The sequence below is a fragment of the Shewanella livingstonensis genome (assembly GCF_003855395.1).
In the GTDB taxonomy this organism is placed as follows: Bacteria; Pseudomonadota; Gammaproteobacteria; order Enterobacterales; family Shewanellaceae; genus Shewanella; species Shewanella livingstonensis.
The window spans coordinates 1482390-1502872 of the sequence record NZ_CP034015.1 but is presented as its reverse complement, the minus strand read 5'-3'; the positions used below and the strand labels follow the sequence as shown (position 1 = coordinate 1502872).

At 40.5% G+C, this 20483-nt stretch carries 19 protein-coding genes; 2 read left to right on the top strand and 17 right to left on the bottom strand.

Going from position 1 to position 20483, the window contains the following annotated elements; genetic code table 11:
* Positions 1–477 precede the first annotated feature (477 nt).
* Complete coding sequence (locus tag EGC82_RS06525) at positions 478–813, top strand: hypothetical protein (protein ID WP_124730047.1); 336 nt, start codon at positions 478–480, stop codon at positions 811–813.
* A gap of 84 nt (positions 814–897) precedes the next feature.
* On the opposite strand, the gene EGC82_RS06520 is transcribed toward EGC82_RS06525, so the two are convergent.
* The 4 genes from EGC82_RS06520 to EGC82_RS06505 all read right to left on the bottom strand — a co-directional run bounded on the left by EGC82_RS06520 (position 898) and on the right by EGC82_RS06505 (position 7253).
* Complete coding sequence (locus EGC82_RS06520) at positions 898–2172, bottom strand: glutamate-5-semialdehyde dehydrogenase (protein ID WP_124730046.1); 1275 nt, start codon at positions 2170–2172, stop codon at positions 898–900.
* A 10-nt stretch (positions 2173–2182) separates the two neighbouring features.
* Entirely contained in the window at positions 2183–3292 is a 1110-nt protein-coding gene (gene proB / locus EGC82_RS06515; protein ID WP_124732577.1) for a glutamate 5-kinase, read from the bottom strand.
* 249 nt (positions 3293–3541) lie between these two features.
* Complete coding sequence (locus EGC82_RS06510; RefSeq protein WP_124730045.1) at positions 3542–4831, bottom strand: NCS2 family permease; 1290 nt, start codon at positions 4829–4831, stop codon at positions 3542–3544.
* Between the two features lie 883 nt (positions 4832–5714).
* Positions 5715–7253: a M17 family metallopeptidase gene (locus tag EGC82_RS06505; protein WP_124730044.1), complete on the bottom strand. Its 1539-nt coding sequence runs from the start codon at positions 7251–7253 to the stop codon at positions 5715–5717.
* 182 nt (positions 7254–7435) lie between these two features.
* Between EGC82_RS06505 and EGC82_RS06500 the strand changes: the two genes are divergently transcribed.
* Positions 7436–8899 carry an aminoacyl-histidine dipeptidase gene (locus EGC82_RS06500; RefSeq protein ID WP_124730043.1) on the top strand — a complete coding sequence of 488 codons (1464 nt, stop codon included), beginning with the start codon at positions 7436–7438 and terminating at the stop codon, positions 8897–8899.
* A gap of 80 nt (positions 8900–8979) precedes the next feature.
* Here the strand turns inward: EGC82_RS06500 and dinB are convergent, their stop codons facing one another.
* The 13 genes from dinB to EGC82_RS06435 all read right to left on the bottom strand — a co-directional run bounded on the left by dinB (position 8980) and on the right by EGC82_RS06435 (position 20060).
* Positions 8980–10059, bottom strand: coding sequence for a DNA polymerase IV (gene dinB, locus EGC82_RS06495; protein WP_124730042.1), 1080 nt, complete (start codon positions 10057–10059; stop codon positions 8980–8982).
* 198 nt (positions 10060–10257) lie between these two features.
* Complete coding sequence (locus tag EGC82_RS06490) at positions 10258–10776, bottom strand: ankyrin repeat domain-containing protein (protein WP_124730041.1); 519 nt, start codon at positions 10774–10776, stop codon at positions 10258–10260.
* Positions 10777–10897: 121 nt separating this feature from the next.
* Positions 10898–11245, bottom strand: coding sequence for a hypothetical protein (locus EGC82_RS06485; RefSeq protein WP_208646933.1), 348 nt, complete (start codon positions 11243–11245; stop codon positions 10898–10900).
* A 335-nt stretch (positions 11246–11580) separates the two neighbouring features.
* Positions 11581–12048 carry a bacterioferritin gene (bfr, locus tag EGC82_RS06480; protein ID WP_124730040.1) on the bottom strand — a complete coding sequence of 156 codons (468 nt, stop codon included), beginning with the start codon at positions 12046–12048 and terminating at the stop codon, positions 11581–11583.
* A gap of 12 nt (positions 12049–12060) precedes the next feature.
* Entirely contained in the window at positions 12061–12531 is a 471-nt protein-coding gene (gene bfr, locus EGC82_RS06475; protein WP_124730039.1) for a bacterioferritin, read from the bottom strand.
* Between the two features lie 232 nt (positions 12532–12763).
* Positions 12764–12988, bottom strand: coding sequence for a (Na+)-NQR maturation NqrM (gene nqrM, locus EGC82_RS06470; protein ID WP_011636430.1), 225 nt, complete (start codon positions 12986–12988; stop codon positions 12764–12766).
* 86 nt (positions 12989–13074) lie between these two features.
* Positions 13075–14088, bottom strand: a complete 1014-nt coding sequence (locus EGC82_RS06465) for an FAD:protein FMN transferase (protein ID WP_124730038.1) — start codon at positions 14086–14088, stop codon at positions 13075–13077.
* 121 nt (positions 14089–14209) lie between these two features.
* Positions 14210–15457, bottom strand: a complete 1248-nt coding sequence (nqrF, locus tag EGC82_RS06460; RefSeq protein WP_124730037.1) for an NADH:ubiquinone reductase (Na(+)-transporting) subunit F — start codon at positions 15455–15457, stop codon at positions 14210–14212.
* A gap of 45 nt (positions 15458–15502) precedes the next feature.
* A complete protein-coding gene (gene nqrE, locus EGC82_RS06455) occupies positions 15503–16111 on the bottom strand; it encodes an NADH:ubiquinone reductase (Na(+)-transporting) subunit E (protein WP_124730036.1) in 609 nt (202 codons plus the stop codon).
* A 5-nt stretch (positions 16112–16116) separates the two neighbouring features.
* Positions 16117–16749, bottom strand: a complete 633-nt coding sequence (locus EGC82_RS06450; RefSeq protein ID WP_011636426.1) for an NADH:ubiquinone reductase (Na(+)-transporting) subunit D — start codon at positions 16747–16749, stop codon at positions 16117–16119.
* Positions 16749–17534 carry a Na(+)-translocating NADH-quinone reductase subunit C gene (locus tag EGC82_RS06445; RefSeq protein ID WP_124730035.1) on the bottom strand — a complete coding sequence of 262 codons (786 nt, stop codon included), beginning with the start codon at positions 17532–17534 and terminating at the stop codon, positions 16749–16751. Before EGC82_RS06445 ends, EGC82_RS06450 begins: the two co-directional genes overlap by 1 nt.
* Positions 17527–18726 carry an NADH:ubiquinone reductase (Na(+)-transporting) subunit B gene (locus EGC82_RS06440; protein WP_124730034.1) on the bottom strand — a complete coding sequence of 400 codons (1200 nt, stop codon included), beginning with the start codon at positions 18724–18726 and terminating at the stop codon, positions 17527–17529. Before EGC82_RS06440 ends, EGC82_RS06445 begins: the two co-directional genes overlap by 8 nt.
* A complete protein-coding gene (locus EGC82_RS06435) occupies positions 18726–20060 on the bottom strand; it encodes a Na(+)-translocating NADH-quinone reductase subunit A (RefSeq protein WP_124732576.1) in 1335 nt (444 codons plus the stop codon). The genes EGC82_RS06440 and EGC82_RS06435 overlap by 1 nt, the downstream gene beginning before the upstream one ends.
* Positions 20061–20483 lie beyond the last annotated feature (423 nt).

The following is a 20483-nucleotide window of genomic DNA, read 5'->3' as shown; positions in this document are numbered from 1 at the left end:
GGGTCCTCCGAAATTGACGATATTCGTCGCAAATATGTTATTTGATGTTGATATGGGGATGAACAACAAGTATTTCAAGCATTTTGTTGCTTAACTTGATATTCACATTAACCACTCATATCAGCCTTGATACCTATATTGGGACAGCAAAGTGAATTACAAGGGCAATAGTAAAAATTTATCCATTATTACTAATATTATTGTGGCGCCAAAAAGTAAGTAAAAGCCCATTTAATACAACTTACTGCGGTGGCTTAAGTCGTCATCATAATAAATCAACAGATACCAATATTGATTTAGTTGTAATGTTAGCCAGTTTCACATGCCATTATTAGTGTCACGTGCTGGAGGTTGAATATTAATAGGGAAGTATTAAATAATGCTAATCGTTTGATAAAAAATACAACTAGCGTTATACATGTATAAAGGATGTACAAAAAGTGCCAATTATCAAATGATTGTAGAGGGAATAAGGCAATGGGACTGCCCAGATGGAATTTCAGCGATAACACGGAACGTACAATACGCATTGTGACCTTAACAATTGTGGCTATTATCCTCGCTTATGAAAAGCTTTATGGTGAGAGTGCCACACAATATCCAGCAATGTATTTATGTGTATTTTCGCTTATCGCCACATTTATGACCAATGCAGTACAACGTCGATACTTCACCTATGTAATGGAGTATGCGCAAGTATTTAGAATTGTAGCTATTTTAATGACCTGTGCCTTTTTTGCGATTTGGCTGTTAACCTCCTACGAACGTTTAACGGCGCCTGCAACCCCAAGTCATCTTATTTATAATTTGTAAGCCCATTATAACCTTCCCTAATCACCAATAAGAAAGGACGCTTACCAGCGCCCTTTTTGCGATGAACATGACAACATAAACGAGTTACTGTCTACAGGTGTAATCACCCCAGGCTAGCCACTTATAAGTTGTTAGCGCATCTAACGCCATTGGACCTCGGGCATGTAATTTTTGGGTACTCACCGCCACTTCTGCGCCAAGGCCAAACTGTGAGCCATCAGTAAAGCGAGTACTAGCATTGACATACACAGCAGCAGAATCAACTTTATTCATAAAGTCACTCGCCGTATGAATATCATCGGTTAAAATGGCTTCAGAATGCCCTGTTGAATATTGGCGAATATGTGCAACGGCTTCATCAATATCATTAACGACTTTAATCCCTAACGTAAGCGATAACCACTCAGTTGAGAACGACTCATCATTAGCGGGAGTGGCATCAAAACCTAAACCATCAAGGTAAGGCAATGTGGTCGCACAAGCATGAAACCGAACACCTAGCGAATGCAAATGAGTGGTTATATTAGGAATAAACACAGCGGCAACGTGTTGATGTACCAGTAGAGTATCCAGTGCATTACACACGGTTGGACGCTGCACTTTAGCATTGGCAATCACCTCGATTGCACGGGTTAAATCAGCTTGTTTATCAACAAATAAATGGCAAATACCAATACCGCCTAAAATCACCGGAATACTTGATTGCTCAGCACACAATCGCTGCAGATTTTGCCCACCGCGAGGAATAATCATATCAATATATTTGTCGAGTCTGAGTAAGCCGCTAACCAGGCTACGCGCTGGTGAATCAATTAACTGTACGGCATCTTTAGGTAAATCTAGACTCACCAGTGCATCACGGATAACTTCACTTAATACTTTATTCGAGATTAAGGTTTCTTTACCGCCACGCAAAATCACCGCATTGCCGGTCTTTAAGGCTAATACTGCAATATCGACAGTTACGTTTGGACGCGCCTCATAAATAACCCCCACCACCCCTAATGGGACACTGCGACGCGTTAAGCGCAAGCCGTTATCCAATATCCGACTTTCAGCTTCTTTACCGACAGGGTCTGCCAATGCAATAACATTATCAATGTCAGCAATAATACCATCGAGTCGCCCCTCATCGAGCATCAACCTATCGATCATTGCATCTGTTAAGCCATTTTGTTTAGCCGCAGCAACATCTTGTGCATTAGCTTGTAAAATATCATCTTTGTGCAGTGCTAAACGCTTGGCAATAGTCGTTAATAATCGCGATTTTTGTTTAGCGGTTAAACTCGCTAAAATAAAACTCGCAGCCTTAGCACGTTGGCCTAACTGGGTTAAATATTCTGTTTCTGTGGCAGACATCTGCATATCCTTAATTATCAAGTACGACCATATCATTACGGTGAACCACGGCATCGCCGTAGTTGTAGCCCAGTAGACTTTCTATGTCATCAGAGTGTTTACCGCTAATTTTGATTAAATCATTCGCGCAATAGCGGCTAATACCTTTAGCCAGAATTTTACCGGTTTGATTAACAATGAGTAAAGTCGCACCACGTTCAAAATGACCTTCTACATCAACAATACCTTTTGATAATAAACTGCGACCATTAGCAACAACGGCAACAGATGCTCCAGCATCTACAACTAATTTACCTTGTGAAGCTGGACCTGCAAGGATCCACTGCTTGCGACTTTCTAATGGATTTTCGATTGCGCTAAAATGAGTACCCACAGACTCCCTCGCTGCCACTTTGGCAATCACATCGGGATGATGACCGGAAGCAATAACCACTTCAATGCCCGCACGACGTGCCACATCAGCAGCTTCTAATTTAGTGGCCATTCCGCCAGTACCTAGGCCCGATACCGAACCGCCGGCCAACAAACGTAAACTGTCGTCAATATTGACAACTTGTTTAATCAACTGCGCATCAGGATGTGTTCGTGGGTCGGCGTCAAATAAGCCTTTTTGGTCGGTGAGTAAAATGAGTAAGTCAGCATCACACAGTAATGCCGCACGGGCTGACAAATTATCATTATCACCCACTTTAATTTCATTGGTGGCGACGGCATCATTTTCATTAATGATAGGGATAATATTATGAGCTAATAATGCATTTAAGGTGTCACGGGCATTTAAGTAACGTTCACGATCTTGTAAATCTGCACGAGTTAACAATAACTGGCCAACATGTAATCCGTAAATACTGAACAGTTGTGACCAAGCCAAAATTAACTGACTTTGCCCAACGGCCGCAAGCAACTGTTTATTGGCCATATTATCCGGCAGCACCGGGTATTGCAGATGTTCCCGCCCAGCAGCGATCGCACCTGATGTACACAACACAACGTCTACACCAGAACGCATAAGCGAGGCCATTTGCCTGGCTAATTCAACCATATGTGCTTTATCAAGCTTCTTACTGCCAGATGTCAGCACACTGGTGCCTAACTTAACTACTACGCGGCGATAACCCATTTGTCTCACTCAGCTTACAAAAAAGATTCAGTTTATTTTTATACCCAATTCACTCGCTAATTCATAGCGAAAGCCGCTAATAGTGAAAGATTTATGCCGATTAACTTCAGCACTAGATAATAATGTCAGTTTATTTACCTAGCCTCTTAGGCTGACATTAAATTACAAACAATAAAAAAAGGGCTAACAGCCCTTTTTATATTAGTCGAAACCAATTATTACCTTTTACCCATGCTCATGGGCAACGAATTAACTGTAAATAAATTTGGCAATAAACAATGCCGCGACAACTAAAATACCAGAATTTAAATCTTTAAAACGCCCTGTCATCAATTTGATTGCCGCATAAGAAATAAACCCAAGACCAATAGCATTGGCAATAGAAAAGGTTAACGGCATTAATAAACACGTCACAACCACCGGAGCGGCTTCGGTGATATCTTCCCAATCAACATTCACCAAACCGGACATCATTAAAATGGCTACATAGAACAAGGTTCCGGTTGTCGCATAAGCTGGCACCATAGCGGCTAATGGTGAAAAAAACAACGAGGCTAAAAACAGTAGCCCAACCACCACAGCGGTTAAACCGGTTCGACCGCCAGCGCTTACCCCTGCAATACTTTCAATATAACTGGTAGTCGTTGATGTACCCAATGCGGCACCCGTAATGGTGGCGACACTATCAGCAGTTAGCGCACGTTTTACTCGTGGCAAGCGACCTTTGTCATCCAGTAGCCCACCACGCTGAGCAACGGCAACCAAAGTGCCGGAGGTATCAAATAAATCGACAAATAAGAAAGCAAAAATCACTGATAACATGCTCACTTCAAGCACGCTTGATATATCCATTTTCATGAATGTGGGTGCAATTGAAGGAGGCAATGCCACTAAACCATTATATTGCACATCGCCAAATAATAGACCTAAAACAGTTACGATTAAAATGCTGAAAATAACCGCAGCCTTTAATCCACGATGAATCATGGCAATAATTAAGAAAAAACCTAACGCCGCCATTAGGGCCGGGAACGAAGTAATGTCACCCATGGTGACTAATGTTGCAGGACTAGCCACTACAATGCCGGCATTTTTTAAGCCGATTAACGCTAAAAACAAACCAATACCTGCAGCAATACCGAAACGCAACGACATAGGAATACTGTTAACAATCCACTCACGGATCCTCACTAACGACAAAATTAAGAAGCACACTCCAGACATAAATACCGCGCCAAGTGCAGTTTCCCAGCTATAGCCCATTTCCCCTACTACCGTGTAGGTAAAAAAGGCGTTTAGCCCCATACCTGGAGCTAATGCGATAGGGTAATTAGCCAATAAGCCCATGACCAAACATCCTATTGCAGCCGCTAAACAGGTAGCAACAAATACTGCGCCATGATCCATTCCGGCATCAGCAAGCATCATAGGGTTAACAAAAATGATGTAGGCCATGGTTAAGAAAGTAGTCAGACCGGCTATCGCTTCTTGCTTAAGATTTGTGTTGTTTTGTTTAAGTTTAAATAATTTTTCTAACATGGAACGGAGATCCTTGGGCAAAGGTTAACGTTGAGTTAATCGTTTTAATTATCTTAATCGTTACAGATGAGGATAAGGCATGCTTACCATGCTAAGCCGGCATCTTTATTGAGGGCAGATGTACTTGTGCGGGGAATTATAAGTACTTACGACCTTGATAGCTATTAATAGCCTTTTTGTTGAAAGATTTCAGTTTTTTATATAACGCACTAAACAATTAGCATGGTTCTAACTAAAGCGAGCTGAATTTAAGACAAAAAAAAAGCCTACTCAATAGAGTAGGCAGACATGTTACAAGCATCCCATATGGGGAAAGGAAAGCTAGCACCACTTAACATGGTGTGGCGATAAATTAAATAATTTACCGCCCAGTCTAAAACCGTCAAACGAGACGAACAAAAGGTTGATGGATATTAAAACTACGTAAAGAGGGTCAATTCTTAACGTTTCATGGCAAATATACCGCCACGTAAAACTGTTACGTCGGCAAACCAAGTGTTCTGCCAATAAAATTTGCTGTTACCTGTATAAGACATAGTCGTGCTCCTGATTAAAGTAAAGTTGTATAAACCTAGTAAAGCTTGGCTCGGTTCCCTGGAACGTACATTTCTCAAATCCATTGAGACAACTTGTCACTCAGATCCTTGGAGGTTATATCCATCCTGGATTAACTAGAGTCAACAAACACATTGCTTGTCGACGAAATGAATTATACAAAACTGTAATTTAATTACAAGTATTATTTGCTTTAATTCACAAAAACTTCATTAAAAGTGATTTAATTACAATAATTCCGTATTAAAACTATGTATAACTATTGTTGCCAATATGTAAAAATAAAATCAAACCAATACAAAACAGTAACTTAACACCCGCAGATCGTCTATTTAGAAAACTGTAATAAAGCAACCAAAGGGCTTGCGGTTGGCTTTCCATACAGAGGATCGCCCTCAACAGCACTGCCTGCAATATCGATATGGGTAAATGCCAGTTCTGTTTCTGTCAATCCAGAGGCTTTTATCAAGAAAGCTGCAGGATATTGATGCCCACGAGCCGTAATTGAAGAAGGGCCATTATTCGATGACACGACATCTGCAGCGGCGTTTTTATCGGCAACTTTATCAAAGTCTTCCGGACGTAATCGTGAAACCTCGAATGGCTCCCCCCATAACTGACCCACTTCAGCAAGTGTTGCAGCAATACCTTGATTTTTAGCCGCGCTATTTTCAATTAATGCAGGATAACCACCATAGGCTCGTACAACATGACCAGTTAACGTCGCCACCGAAAATAATTGTGGATTCACCGCTGTTTGAGCCTGTAAACGCAAATGTGATAATAAGTCAACCAACACTAAGCGACCTTCTGCATCAGTATTACCAATACGCACTCGCACGCCTGCATGGCTGGTAATGATTTCGTCAGTAACAAATGCATCACTGCCGATACTGTTTCTCACCAGCCCAAGTTCTGCGACTACTTTAATGCCTTTAGGTTTAAGGATTGATAATGCCTTCATTAAACCAGCAACAGTTGCGGCACCACCTTTATCACGGCTCATACCCGCCATTGAGCCTGCAACTTTAATATCAGCGCCACCGGTATCGTAAACCACACCTTTACCAGCAAAGAATAAGGTTTTTGTAATGGGTCCTTCACCAACATATTCAAGCTTTACCACTCGTGGATGATGACGCGCAACATCAAAAGAGCTTCTACCCACTGCGCTGAGCAATGGATATTGCGTTTTTAGCTGCTCGGCTTCATCAACCACAGATACAGCCAAATCGCTACCAGCAAAAGCATCAACACAGTATTGTGCAAAACCAATAGCCGACATACGCTCAGGTTCTGTGCCACAAAGATCGCGCGCTAATACTCGTCCAGATTCTGCTGCATTAAGTAATAAACTATGAGTGGAAGTATTCAATAATCCAATCGCTGTTAAACTCGGTTGCAAAGACTTTGCTTCTCGCGCTTCTAATGGTTGCCAAAGCTCTTGGCCACACGCCAGAGCGGCAACTTGTTCAGCATTAACAAAACGTTTATCACTTACACTTGGCACAACTAATAAAGGTTTAGTGGCACCTGCGGCTTTAGCAATGGCAATACCCTCTCGAGCCGCTGTGGCAAAAATCCTGACATCGTTATACTCATTGCCCGTATCAACCACTGGAGAGATGATTAATCGACCGCCTGCCAACCCTGGCGCAAAAAGAAGTGTGGCACTTTTACCTACGCGCATATCGATTTGGCTTGCATGGACGGCAAGTAAACTGACTTCATCTTGTTTAATATCAGCCAAACTTGTGGCGACTACCACAACCGCATCCCAGCCTTCACCTTCAAAAATAGCTTCATCACTGATGACATCTATAATGGGAACTTGAAATACACTAGCCGCTTTGTTTACTTGAGTCATATAACATCCTTAATCAATGGGTATTGTCATAAATTGATGGGTTCATAATTATTTACAGATTTATGGGCTAAACCTTGGCAAATTGGTATCGCAATATCAAGTAACTGCGCAGAATATGTTAAAATAATTTTAGTTATACTTTATGTCGTATTTCGACTTAATTTCATCTTAGAGGGCGTTTCGTGACTGCATTAACTCAATTATATCCTCAGCCTCTTTGGCAATGGTTTGAACAAATTTGTGCTATTCCGCATCCATCAAAACATGAACAAGCATTATCGCTGCACATTCAACAATGGGCTAAAGCACAAGGCCTTAGTGTTGTTGAAGACAAAGTAGGTAATTTAATCATCCGTAAGCCTGCAACGCCAGGAATGGAAAACTGTAAAATAGTGGTATTACAAGCACACATCGATATGGTGCCACAAAAAAATGCCGATAAAGTGCACAATTTTGAAACAGACCCAATAGAAGCCTATGTAGACGGTGATTGGGTTAAAGCTAGAGGAACAACCTTAGGTTCTGATAACGGCATTGGAATGTCTTCAGCACTGGCCGTTTTAGGCAGTAAAGATATTAAACACGGACCTCTCGAAGTGCTGCTCACAATCGATGAAGAAGCCGGCATGACAGGGGCTTTTGGTTTAGAAGCGGGCTACCTTGATGCTGACATCTTAATCAACACCGACTCAGAGCAAGAAGGCGAAATTTACATGGGTTGTGCTGGCGGCGTAGATGCACAAATCAGCGTTCCTATGTCTTGGCAAGCTCCTGAACACAGCAATACCAGCTTTTCTCTGACCATGTCAGGCTTAAAAGGCGGTCACTCTGGGGTAAATATTCATTTGGGCCGCGGCAATGCTAATAAGTTATTAGCACGCTTTTTGTTTAAATACAGTGATGAGTTAGCCCTTGAGTTAGTCAACTTTAGCGGTGGATCATTGCGTAACGCTATTCCACGTGAAGCTAATGTACAATTTATGCTACCGCCAGAAAATGTAGACGCACTAAAACAAGCTATTGAATCATTCCAAGCTCTCGTGCGTGAAGAGTTAGCGGTTGCTGATCCAACTATGCTACTAAGCTTGGTCACTATTGATGCGCCAACCAAAGTGATGGGCGAAGAGGCACAAAATACCTTAATAGACTTATTACATGCTTGTCCTAACGGCGTAATGCGCATGAGTGATGAAGTGGAAGGTGTGACTGAAACATCACTTAATATCGGCGTTATTAGTACCGAAGATGAAAGCGTTGAAGTCTTGTGTCTTATCCGTTCGTTAATCGATTCTGGTCGTGAGGAAGTCACCGGAATGCTAACCGCACTATCAAATTTATCGGGAGCTAGCATTGATTTAAGCGGTGCTTATCCAGGTTGGAAACCAGATACTAGCTCTCCAGTAATGGCAATTGTGCGTGACACTTATAACGATATTTATAAAAAAGATCCTACCGTTATGGTTATTCATGCGGGTCTTGAATGTGGTCTATTTAAAGAACCTTATCCATTGATGGACATGGTATCAATTGGACCTACCATTCGTTATCCGCACAGCCCAGATGAAATGGTCAACATCACCACTGTTGGACAGTACTGGGAATTACTACTTGCAGTACTAGAACGTATTCCGGCTAAAGAAGCGTAACGAAATGAGTTGCGAGTAACCCAATAGAAAAAGCGACAGCAATGTCGCTTTTAACTTTTTTATCATCGCGCTCTAAAAGCTTAAAACTGTAAATCAAGCTGAGTGATTTGATCGGCACCATTCTCTGTCGTTGCTAGCGTCACATCTGCTAAGCCAACGCTCACCCCCAATAAACGAATACCTCGCCCTTGGCTACGCTGCAACGCTTGTTGCAACAACTCATGAAACAAGTTAATCGAAATATCATCACTACGGTGCTCGATGGTGGTTTGTTTAAAATCATTAAATTTAAGCTTAACAACTTGCTTGTGGATCTGGCGGTCTTTAGCGCTGCGATACACCCGAGCACTGAGCTCTTGGATAAGCTGTGGTAACACTTGATGACATTGTTCTAGGGTGAAAATATCTTTAGCTAAGGTGGTTTCAACCCCAACAGACTTACGCACTCGATGTGGGCTAATTTGCCTTAAATCGATACCTTGCGATCGCTCAATCAATACATGACCAAATTTACCGAAAGCCTCAATTAATTGTACTTTAGGATATTGTTGTACGTCATAACACGTAGTTAAGCCAATATCAGCTAACTTTTTTGAGGTAACCTTGCCTACACCCGGAATTTTGTTCAGCGGTAAATCTTTAACAAAATCGCTAATTTGATTTGGGGTGATAACATATTGACCGTTAGGTTTATTTAAATCAGAGGCTATTTTGGCCAAAAACTTAATCGGTGCAATACCGGCTGAAGCCGTTAATCCAGTGACCTCAAAAATATCATTGCGGATAGCTTTAGCGATTAATGTGGCGCTGCCTTGATGAGCTTGGCAATCGCTTACATCTAGGTAAGCTTCGTCTAATGATAATGGCTCAACCAGATCGGTGTATCGATGAAAGATCTCACGAATTTGCAGGGATACCGATTTGTACACTTCCATACGACCAGGCACTAAAATGAGCTGCGGACATAACTGCAACGCTTGGTAACTGGACATAGCACTGCGCACGCCAAATTTGCGAGCTTCATAACTGCAGGTGCTTATCACACCGCGACGATCGCTTCTGCCGCCAACAGCGATAGCTTTTCCTCGTAATTCAGGAAAATCTCGCATTTCAACAGCAGCATAATAGCAATCCATATCGATGTGAATGATTTTACGCATTCTCTAACCATCATTATTAAGTTAATTAAAACAATAATACTGTATATAAAAACAGTATTCAATCATTGCTTATTATTACTATAATGAATAAATGTGACTCAAAATATTTTTAAATGTCAAAAGCTAGCTTCAAGCCATCCTAAAACGCAATAAAATATTATTCTGAAAAAAGCTAAATCATCTAGCAAATTATTCAATTTATAAATTGATTGTAGACAACATTCTTATGACTTCAATTCGATTTATTGAGTCATTCTTTGTTTTCAAAAGCAGTACAAAATCATAAGCATTTAACCGTAATTGACTATCTAGCAGTTGAGGGTCACTGCCTTTGCTCAGTAAGTATTCAACTAATTTTTTATCATTGAGTAAGATTGCGGCATGAAGAGGCGGTAGTCCATCAATCTTACTTTTAGTATTAACGGAGGCACCATTGTCGATAAATTTATCTAAATAAACATATCTTTTTTTCTGATTAGAAATACCAAATAAAAATGCTATACCACCTACAGACTGAAGATCACCTAAGTCTTGTTTCGTTAATCTAAAATTAAACAAATAAAATTCACAGAACGAATTTGGTATGTAATGCGTATTATCTTCGACACTGCATAATACAACATCTTCAACACGGCTATTTTCAAGAGAATAAATAGCACCTAATGAATACATAATAATAATAGTAAAAGCGCATCCAATTAGTAACTTAAGTTTCATTTTAACTCCATATAACTTTGTTATTTAGGTTAAAAGCTAAAACACCAAAATGTCGACTGTTTGTTTTTGCTATTCCATTTAAATACAACACTAAAACACGACCGAAGCTATATGATAGTTGCTATCTCACTCTGTCATAGATTTTTATTTGCATTAAGTCTTTAGCTGTTGCATGACTAAACCAATGTTTTGCAGCGCTGCGCCCAAATTTTATTATGACTTTTTTAGCACCATCTAGGGGATTCATTGTTGATCGAAATAAAGAGTCGATAAATCCCATCGCATAAGATGCATCGACAGCCTCAACTAACAAGCCTTGAGCAAACTCACGAACTTCATCAGTAATATCTAACTCATCTCTAATCGAATGTTGATTCGAAAATATGAACTTTAAAATAATTATAGTTTCATCATTATCAAATATGAGTTCACTACTTTTGAAGTTATTAAGGTGTACATTTCTATTCATTTCCATATCCATATAGTTTAAAATACGTCCTATTAACAACTAAATATGACAATTTAATTAGAAAAAAACTATTATCATTTTTAATGTATCTCTTCCAGATCAGGGGGGGGGTTGAACGTTTTTTAAACAAAAATAGTTTATTTAATGAGTTGTTATAGCCCATAAAATATTCATGGTTTGGACTATTTTTTGTTTGCAGGTTAAACGAATAGTCCAAAAAGCAAGCACTAATGCGGTTAACCTGTCTTCCAGAGCCTCAACATGAGTGTTGAAATGACACAAAAAAGCCCAAACATAGTTGGGCTTTTGTACAATACTTTGGTCTCTAGCAAAAATTACATTTTGGTCTGTAAATAGTTTTGTAAACCAATACGTTCAATAAGACCGAGTTGCTTCTCTAACCAGTACATGTGGTCAGATTCAGTATCATCTAATAACACTTCTAAAATTTCGCGGCTTTGGTAATCAGCTTTCTCTTCACATAGCGCGATAACTTTACGCAAATGATCTGCTACATGATATTCGTATGCAAGGTCATTTTGCAGCATTTGTTGCACGTCTTTACCAATATTGAGCGCTTCACGGCTAGCAACATCGGGAGTGCCTTCTAAAAATAAAATGCGTTGAATTAATTTAGCAGCATGTAACTTTTCGTCGTCTGATTCATGTAAAATACGGGTATAAAGCTCATTAAACCCCCAATCTTCATACATGTGGGCATGGACAAAATATTGATCCATAGCAGATAATTCACCTGTTAATAAACTGTTTAGTGCATCGATGACTTCTGGATGACCTTTCATAATAATGTCCTATTAGTCGTTAATTTGTGATTGAAGATAATTTTGAATACCAGTTTGAGTGATAAGCTCTTGCTGCGACTCAATCCAATCTAAATGCTCTTCTTCATCTTCAAGTAAGTCTTCAAATAAATCGCGGCTAACATAATCTTGTTCGGTTTCGCACACCTTTATAGCTTCGCGTAAAACAGCAATTTGTTCCGTTATTGCAGCCATATCGCAGCTAAGCATTTCTTCGGCATGCTCACCAATACGCAATTTATCTAACTGTTGTAAGTTAGGTAAACCTTCAAGAAACAATACTCGTTCGATCAATTTGTCAGCATGCTTCATGTCTTCAATCGATTTTTTGTATTCTTTCTCATTAAGCTTGTCCAATCCCCAATGTTTAAACATGCGGGCATGTAAAAAATATTGATTAATGGCGGTAAGCTCGCAGGTAAGTACTCGATTGAGTTGGCTGATGACTTTAGGATGACCTTTCATAGTAATGTCCCTCGATAAATAATGTGATCTCGATCAATTACAAATAGGATAAAACACTATAGGAGGAAAAGCAAATTTTCCTTTATTTTCACACACTTACAATTGATAACCATTATCATTATAACTAAGCTTTGTAACTCGTTAGCGATTAATAAACATAAAAAAGCCTTCTAAATGAAGGCTCTTTACAAAGCATGAGCTAAATAACTTTTGCTTTAAATAATTAATGACGCTAAATTATGCGATTTTGATTAAGCAGCTCATTCCTGGCTTGCTCTTTTTCCATGCGACGTTTACGTTTATCACATGGATCATCACAGTCACAGGCTTTCTCAATACCTAATACACCTAAGCCACCACAACTGCCTTCTACCGCTTTCTTTTTTACAATATAGCCGATAGACATTAACAAAAAGAACAATAACAACACTACAAACGCTGCAATAAATGTGCTCATCACAAACTCCAATTAACTCATTCAGATTAGGGTACAACTAGCTGGATCAATAAGTCGTTTCATCAACTAGTTAAAAAATAAATAACCTACTTCACATACGATTTAAACGCATCGCTGTAATAGACCTGATATCCCTGCTCTTGCTTCTCAATCAACATTATTGCTAAGTTTTTCTCTTTAGCAAGCGCCAATGAAGCTTGCGTACCTAACACCATCATGGCCGTTGCATATCCATCAGCAGTCATACAACTAGAGTGTAACACGGTTGCTGAGGCTAATTGATGCTTTATCGGATAACCGTTACGAGGATCGATTAAATGTGAAAAACGTTCACCATTTTCTTGATAAAAGTTACGATAATCACCCGATGTTGCTAATGACATGGTGCCAGGTTCAATCACTTGCTGTACTGCTTGTCCTGCACTAGTCGGTTGTTCAACCGCAACTCGCCATGGTGTATTGTCGGCCTTGGTGCCTTTAATATTAAGCTCACCGCCAATTTCGACTAAGTATCCAGATACCTGATATTTGTTTAATATAGAAGCAATTTTATCAACCCCAAAACCTTTTGCTATTGAAGATAAATCAACATACAAATCGGCATTGTGCTTAGTTAGCATTAAGCCATTTATGGTCAATTCCTTGATACCCATTTTTGCTTTTGCTGCATCAATTTGGGCCTGAGTCGGAATTGTAGTTGGCCGTTTATCGGGACCAAAACCCCATAAGTTAACTACCGGTCCTAAGGTGATATCTAATGCACCATCGGTTTCATGATAAAGGCGTATACCTTCTTCAATCACTTTAATCGTATCAGCTGATACGTTAACGCTTTGTTGTACTTGTAATTGATTAAACTTAGACAATTCAGAGTCCGAACGATAAGTCGACATCTGATCGTTAACCACTTCCAATGCCATATCAATTTCTGCTTGCAGTAATTGCGCTTCTGGCAGCTTATCATTAATGACTACTTTAATATGGTAAGTTGTACCCATGGTACTGCCAGATAATGAAATAATCGGTTCTGGTGTGCTACATGCGCTCACCAGTAGCAAAAACGCTGGTAATAGCAGTAACTTGATTGAATTTACAGTCATGTCAAATCTACACTTTTTTTATTGAATAAAAAAAATTGCAGCGTGCAGACCCGTGTTTAACCACCCTGTCTGCATTGCTGCAATTTTCATGACTTACATGTCTATGTAATGAGTTAACTCATTAGCCACCGAAATCATCTAATAAGATATTTTCGTCTTCGACACCTAAATCTTTTAGCATACCAATAACGGCTGCGTTCATCATTGGAGGTCCACACATATAGAACTCACAATCTTCTGGCGCATCATGGTCACGTAAGTAGTTTTCATACAATACGTTATGGATAAAACCGGTATAACCAGTCCAATTATCTTCCGCTTGTGGGTCCGATAACGCAACGTGCCATTTGAAGTTTTCATTTTCAGCCGCTAAACCGTCAAAATCTTCAACATAGAACATTTCGCGTTGAGAACGCGCACCGTACCAGAAACTGATTTTGCGCTTTGATTTAAGACGCTTTAATTGGTCAAAAATGTGTGAACGCATTGGGGCCATACCAGCACCACCACCAATAAAGACCATTTCAGCATCGGTATCTTTAGCGAAGAACTCACCAAATGGACCAGAAATAGTCACTTTATCACCGGCTTTCAAGCTCCAAATGTACGAAGACATTTTACCGCAAGGTAAGGTTAAATTACGTGGAGGTGGCGTAGCAATACGCACGTTCAGCATAATAATCCCAAACTCTTCTGGGTAGTTGGCCATCGAGTAAGCACGAATCGTTTCTTCGTCTACTTTTGACTCTAGCTTGAAGAAACCAAAGTGTTCCCAGTCGCCACGATATTTATCAGGCACTTCAAACTCAGCATATTTAATATGATGAGCAGGTGCTTCGATCTGAATATAACCACCAGCACGGAAAGGTACAGATTCACCATCAGGGATTTGCAGCTTAAGTTCTTTAATGAACGTGGCTTTGTTATCGTTAGATAGAACCGCACATTCCCACTTCTTGATGCCGAAGATCTCTTCATCAAGCTCGATTTCCATATCAGCTTTAACGTTTACTTGACAAGATAAACGACAACCTTGACGTGCTTCGCCTTTACTAATGTGATCAAGCTCAGTCGGCAGAATATCACCACCACCAGACTTTATGTGTACACGACACTGGCCACATGAGCCACCACCGCCACACGCACTCGATACAAAGATACCGTTGTCAGCTAAAACGCTAAGTAGCTTTCCACCAGCACCTGTTTTAATTGCTTTATCTGCGTCGCCGTTAATACCAATCATGATATCACCGCTTGCCACTAGTTTTGATTTAGCGAATAAAATCACTAATACCAGAACTAATACAATCACAGTAAACATACTCACACCTAGATAGACATCTAGAGGAGTAGATTCAAGAATACCCATTCACTTATCCTTAAAGGTTCAAATTAATGCGTCGTCTCAGTACTCTTAAAGAGAAACACCTGAGAATGACATGAAACCTAGAGCCATAAGACCTGCTGAAACAAAGGTAATACCTAAGCCACGTAAGCCATTTGGCACGTCAGAATACTTCATCTTTTCGCGGATACCGGCTAACAATACAATTGCTAACGCCCAACCTATGCCAGAGCCAATACCAAATACTACGCTCTCGCCAAGGTTATAATCACGCTCAACCATGAAAGATACTGCACCAAAAATTGCACAGTTCACGGTAATCAAAGGTAAGAAAATACCCAACGCGTTGTACAAAGGTGGAAAGTACTTGTCTAAAGCCATTTCCAAAATTTGCACAAGTGCTGCAATCACACCGATAAAGGTGATGAACTTCAAAAAGCTCAAATCAGCATCAGGAAAACCAGCCCAAGCTAATGCGCCTGGAGCTAATAGACCTTGATAAATAATTTGGTTAGCAGGAACCGAAATAGCCAGTACCACGATAACTGCAACACCTAGGCCCATTGCAGTAGTGATTTTCTTTGATACCGCTAAGAAAGTACACATACCCAAGAAGAACGCTAGCGCCATATTTTCAATGAAAACAGAGCGAATTAATAAACTAAGATAATGTTCCATTGCGTTTACCCTTTTGCTTCAACTTGCTCTGGCTTATACGTACGAATCAACCAGATCAGACCACCGATCAAGAAGAATGCACTCGGTGGCAGTAGTAATAAACCGTTAGGCTGATACCAACCGCCGTCAGAGATTTTGCTGAGGATTTCTACGCCAAATAATGAACCATTACCAAATAGTTCACGCACAACGCCAACAGACAATAGAATTGCACCGTAACCTAAACCGTTACCGATACCATCCATAAAGCTCATCATTGGGGGTGTTTTCATTGCGTAAGCTTCAGCACGACCCATTACAATACAGTTAGTAATAATCAAACCGACGAATACCGATAACTGTTTAGAAATGGCATAAGCATAAGCTTGTAATACTTGGTCAACCACAATCACTAATGAAGCGATAATGGTCATCTGTACAATAATACGCACACTGCTTGGAATGTGATTACGAATAAGTGAGATAAACAGGTTAGAAAACGCTGTTACCGCAGTTAATGCAATCGTCATTACTAATGCTGTTTCTAATTTACTAGTAACAGCAAGAGCACTACACACACCCAAAATTTGCAACGCAATTGGGTTGTTATTGATAATCGGTCCGGTTAGAACCTGTTTAAGTTCTTTAGCGTCAGCCATTAGCTTAACCCTCCGTTGCGTGCTTTAGCGATAAAGTTTGCGAAGCCTTCTTTACCTAACCAAAACGTCAATGAGTGTTGTACACCGTTACTGGTAAGTGTTGCACCTGAAAGCGCATCGACACCATAAACAGAACTAGCCACTGTAGGGTTTTTAGTTACACTAATAGCCAAGTCACCTTGCTCATCAAATAACTTTTTACCTTTCCACAATGCTTTCCATTTTGGATTCTCAACTTCGCCACCTAAACCAGGCGTTTCGCCTTGGTCATAGTAAACAAGCCCTTGCACTGTATTTAAGTCAGCCTCTAGAGCCAAAAGTGCGTACATAGTTGACCACAAACCATAGCCGTGAACAGGTAAAATAACGCTAGTTAGTTTACCTTCGTCATTACGAACAAGGTATACAACCGCGTTATCTGCAACACGCTTGATTGAGGCGATGTCATTTTCAGGCACAGAAGACATGCTAGTATCGCGTGACGCTTTACGTTGGTCATAAACGTTAGCATCACCCTCAACAAACTCACCTGTTTTAAGGTCAACTAAGCGAGCTTCAACATATTGCTCATACTTGCTTAGAATTTCTTTCTTAGTGACTTTGCCTTCTTTGGTATTTATCAGGCTCGCCGCTTCAAGAATATACTTTTGCTTATCAAGTAATTTGTTTTCTTGCTGAATAGGTTTTAATACCACAGCAGCAGTTGAAACAAGCACTGAACAGATAAGACATAAGCCGACAACAACAAATAGCGTTCTACCGAACGAATCTTTATTACTAGCCACGAGCAATCCTCCGCTTGATATTTGACTGTACAACAAAGTGGTCAAATAATGGAGCAAATAGGTTAGCAAACAAAATAGCTAACATAATACCTTCTGGGAATGCAGGGTTAACCACACGGATAAACACCACCATTGCACCAATGAGGAAACCGTATGCCCACTTCGCGGTATTGGTAAACGACGCAGAAACTGGGTCTGTAGCCATAAACATCATACCGAATGCAAATCCACCTAACACCAAGTGCCAATACCAAGGCATTGCAAACATCGGGTTAGTGTCGCTACCAATCATATTAAGCAACGTCGCAATAGCGACCATACCTAAGAAAACACCACTAACGATTCGCCAAGAGGCAATACGGGCGTAAATGATAACTAGACCACCTAGCAAGATAGCAAAGGTAGACACTTCACCGACAGAACCAGGAATGAAGCCCATAAATGAGTCAATCCAGTTAGCCGTTGAGGCGTAGTCAAATGTACCTTGCGCTGCTTGGCTTAATGCCGTTGCACCAGAATAACCGTCAGCAACAACCCACGTGGTATCACCAGACATGCTTAATGGGTAAGCAAAGTATAAGAAAGCTCGACCAGCTAATGCAGGGTTTAAGAAGTTACGCCCTGTGCCACCGAAGATCTCTTTCGCTACAACCACACCAAAGGTAATACCTAATGCAACCATCCACAATGGGATAGTAGCGGGTAGGGTTAAAGCAAATAGCACCGAAGTGACAAAGAAACCTTCGTTTACTTCGTGGCCACGCACTGATGCAAAGAGTACTTCCCAAAAACCACCAACAATGAAAGTCACTGCATAGATAGGTAAGAAGAAGCACGCACCATAGAACATCAAGGACGTAATGCCAGAGTCTGCAGAGAGTTGAGCGCCAAATAATTCAAATAAGCTGACTTGCCATATATCCGGAGAACCGAAACCGGCCGCCATCGCTACTTGAGCCTGTAAACCTACGTTGTACATACCAAAAAACATTGCTGGGAATGTACATGCCCAAACCGTAATCATAATACGTTTTAGGTCTACATTATCGCGAACGTGGGTTGCCCCTTTGTTCACTTTACCTGGAGTATAAAACACTGTGGCTGCCGCTTCGTAAAGGGCATACCACTTTTCGTACTTGCCGCCTTTTTCAAATTGCGGCTCAATACGTTCGATAAAATCTTTCAAACTCATTAGCCTTCCCTCTCGATCGTATCTAAACAATCACGTAAATATGAACCATAGTCATACTTACCTGGACATACGAACGTACACAATGCCAAATCTTCTTCATCTAACTCTAATGCGCCTAAACGGACTGCGCCATCAAAGTCACCAGAGAGTAAATCACGAAGTAGCATAGTAGGTAGAATGTCTAGAGGCATCACACGTTCATAGTTACCAATCGGTACCATTGCACGGTCTGAACCGCCAGTACTAGTGGTCATATTAAATAGACGCGATGGGCTTAAATGGCCTAGGAATGCACGTGTAATAGAGAATTTATCAGCACCAGGCATAGCCCAACCAAATAATTCTTTTTCATCACCTTCTTCCAGTACACTCACCTGCTGATGATAACGCCCCAAATAAGCTTGAGGTCCTACCGCAGTTCGGCCGCTTAACACTGAACCCGAAATCACACGAACACCATCACCAACTGTTTCATCAGCAGTCAGTTCAGTCATGCTAGCACCTAAAACGGTACGAACTAGACGAGGATTTTTCGCTTTAGGACCACCAATAGCAACCACACGTTCAGTGTTTAATACACCTTGAGTGAACAGTTGACCAAATGCAATCACATCCTGATAGCCAATATGCCAAACAGTACGTGTTGCAGAAGCTGGTAGAACGTTGTGAATATGCGTACCTACAAGACCTGCTGGGTGTTTACCCGCAAACTCTTGAACTTGTGCATTGGCTGCTGGGATATCGGCACCTTGTGCTTTACATAGGTAAACTTTACCTTCAGTTAATCGAGCTAGGACTTTGAGGCCGTTAGCAAAATCTTCTTTATGTTGAGCAATGACTACCACAGGATCGGCAGCTAGAGGTTGAGTATCAATTGCAGTCACAAAAATACCCGCAGCAGTATCATCCACCGCTGGCACTTTACTGAAAGGTCGTGTACGCAAAGCTGTCCATAAACCTGAATCAATCAGATTATCACGAACAACTTGTGCGTCTAACGTGTCTAGCTTATCAGCATCGTATTGAGCAAAAGCAACGCTATCGTCACCTTCCACAGCAATAACCACTGATTGAAGTACACGTCTTGCACCTCGGTTGATTTCTAAAATAGTACCACTGGCTAAAGCCGTATATTTAACGCCTAAATTCTTTTTATCTTCAAAAAGAACTTGGCCTTTTTGTACTTTGTCGCCCACTTTGATCTTCATCGTTGGACGTAAGCCAATATACTCTTCACCCAAAGTCGCTACATGTCTAATGGCTGGGCCATTATGGATAACTTGCTCTGGTCCGCCTGCTATAGGCAGTTCCAATCCTTTCTTAATTGTAATCATATCCACAAGCACTACGTTTGAAGGAAAGACAATGCGCCACGTTCTGCTACAAAAACAAAGTATTAACAAATACTTGCATTTGAGCTAGCGCAGATTTAACTCGAAAATGCGATCATAATCACGCTGGTCGCGCGCATTTTACCGCAAATATGAGACTATCGCCACGAAAATTATAGGTGTTTTCATACCAATACATTACTTTAACAAATGGATTTTAGATCAGACTTAACGAATAAGAACCTAAGAGGTTATGCTGTATGTTAGATTCTGATAAAAAAACTATAGCATTAATTTTAAAGAAATAATTTTAGTTGTTTACTCACAAAAACAATTACCGCATAAATAATACCACCCAAATGAGTTCTCACTTGAGTGGCATGAGCATTTTGATATAAAAGACACATAAACCGTGTTCAAATATCA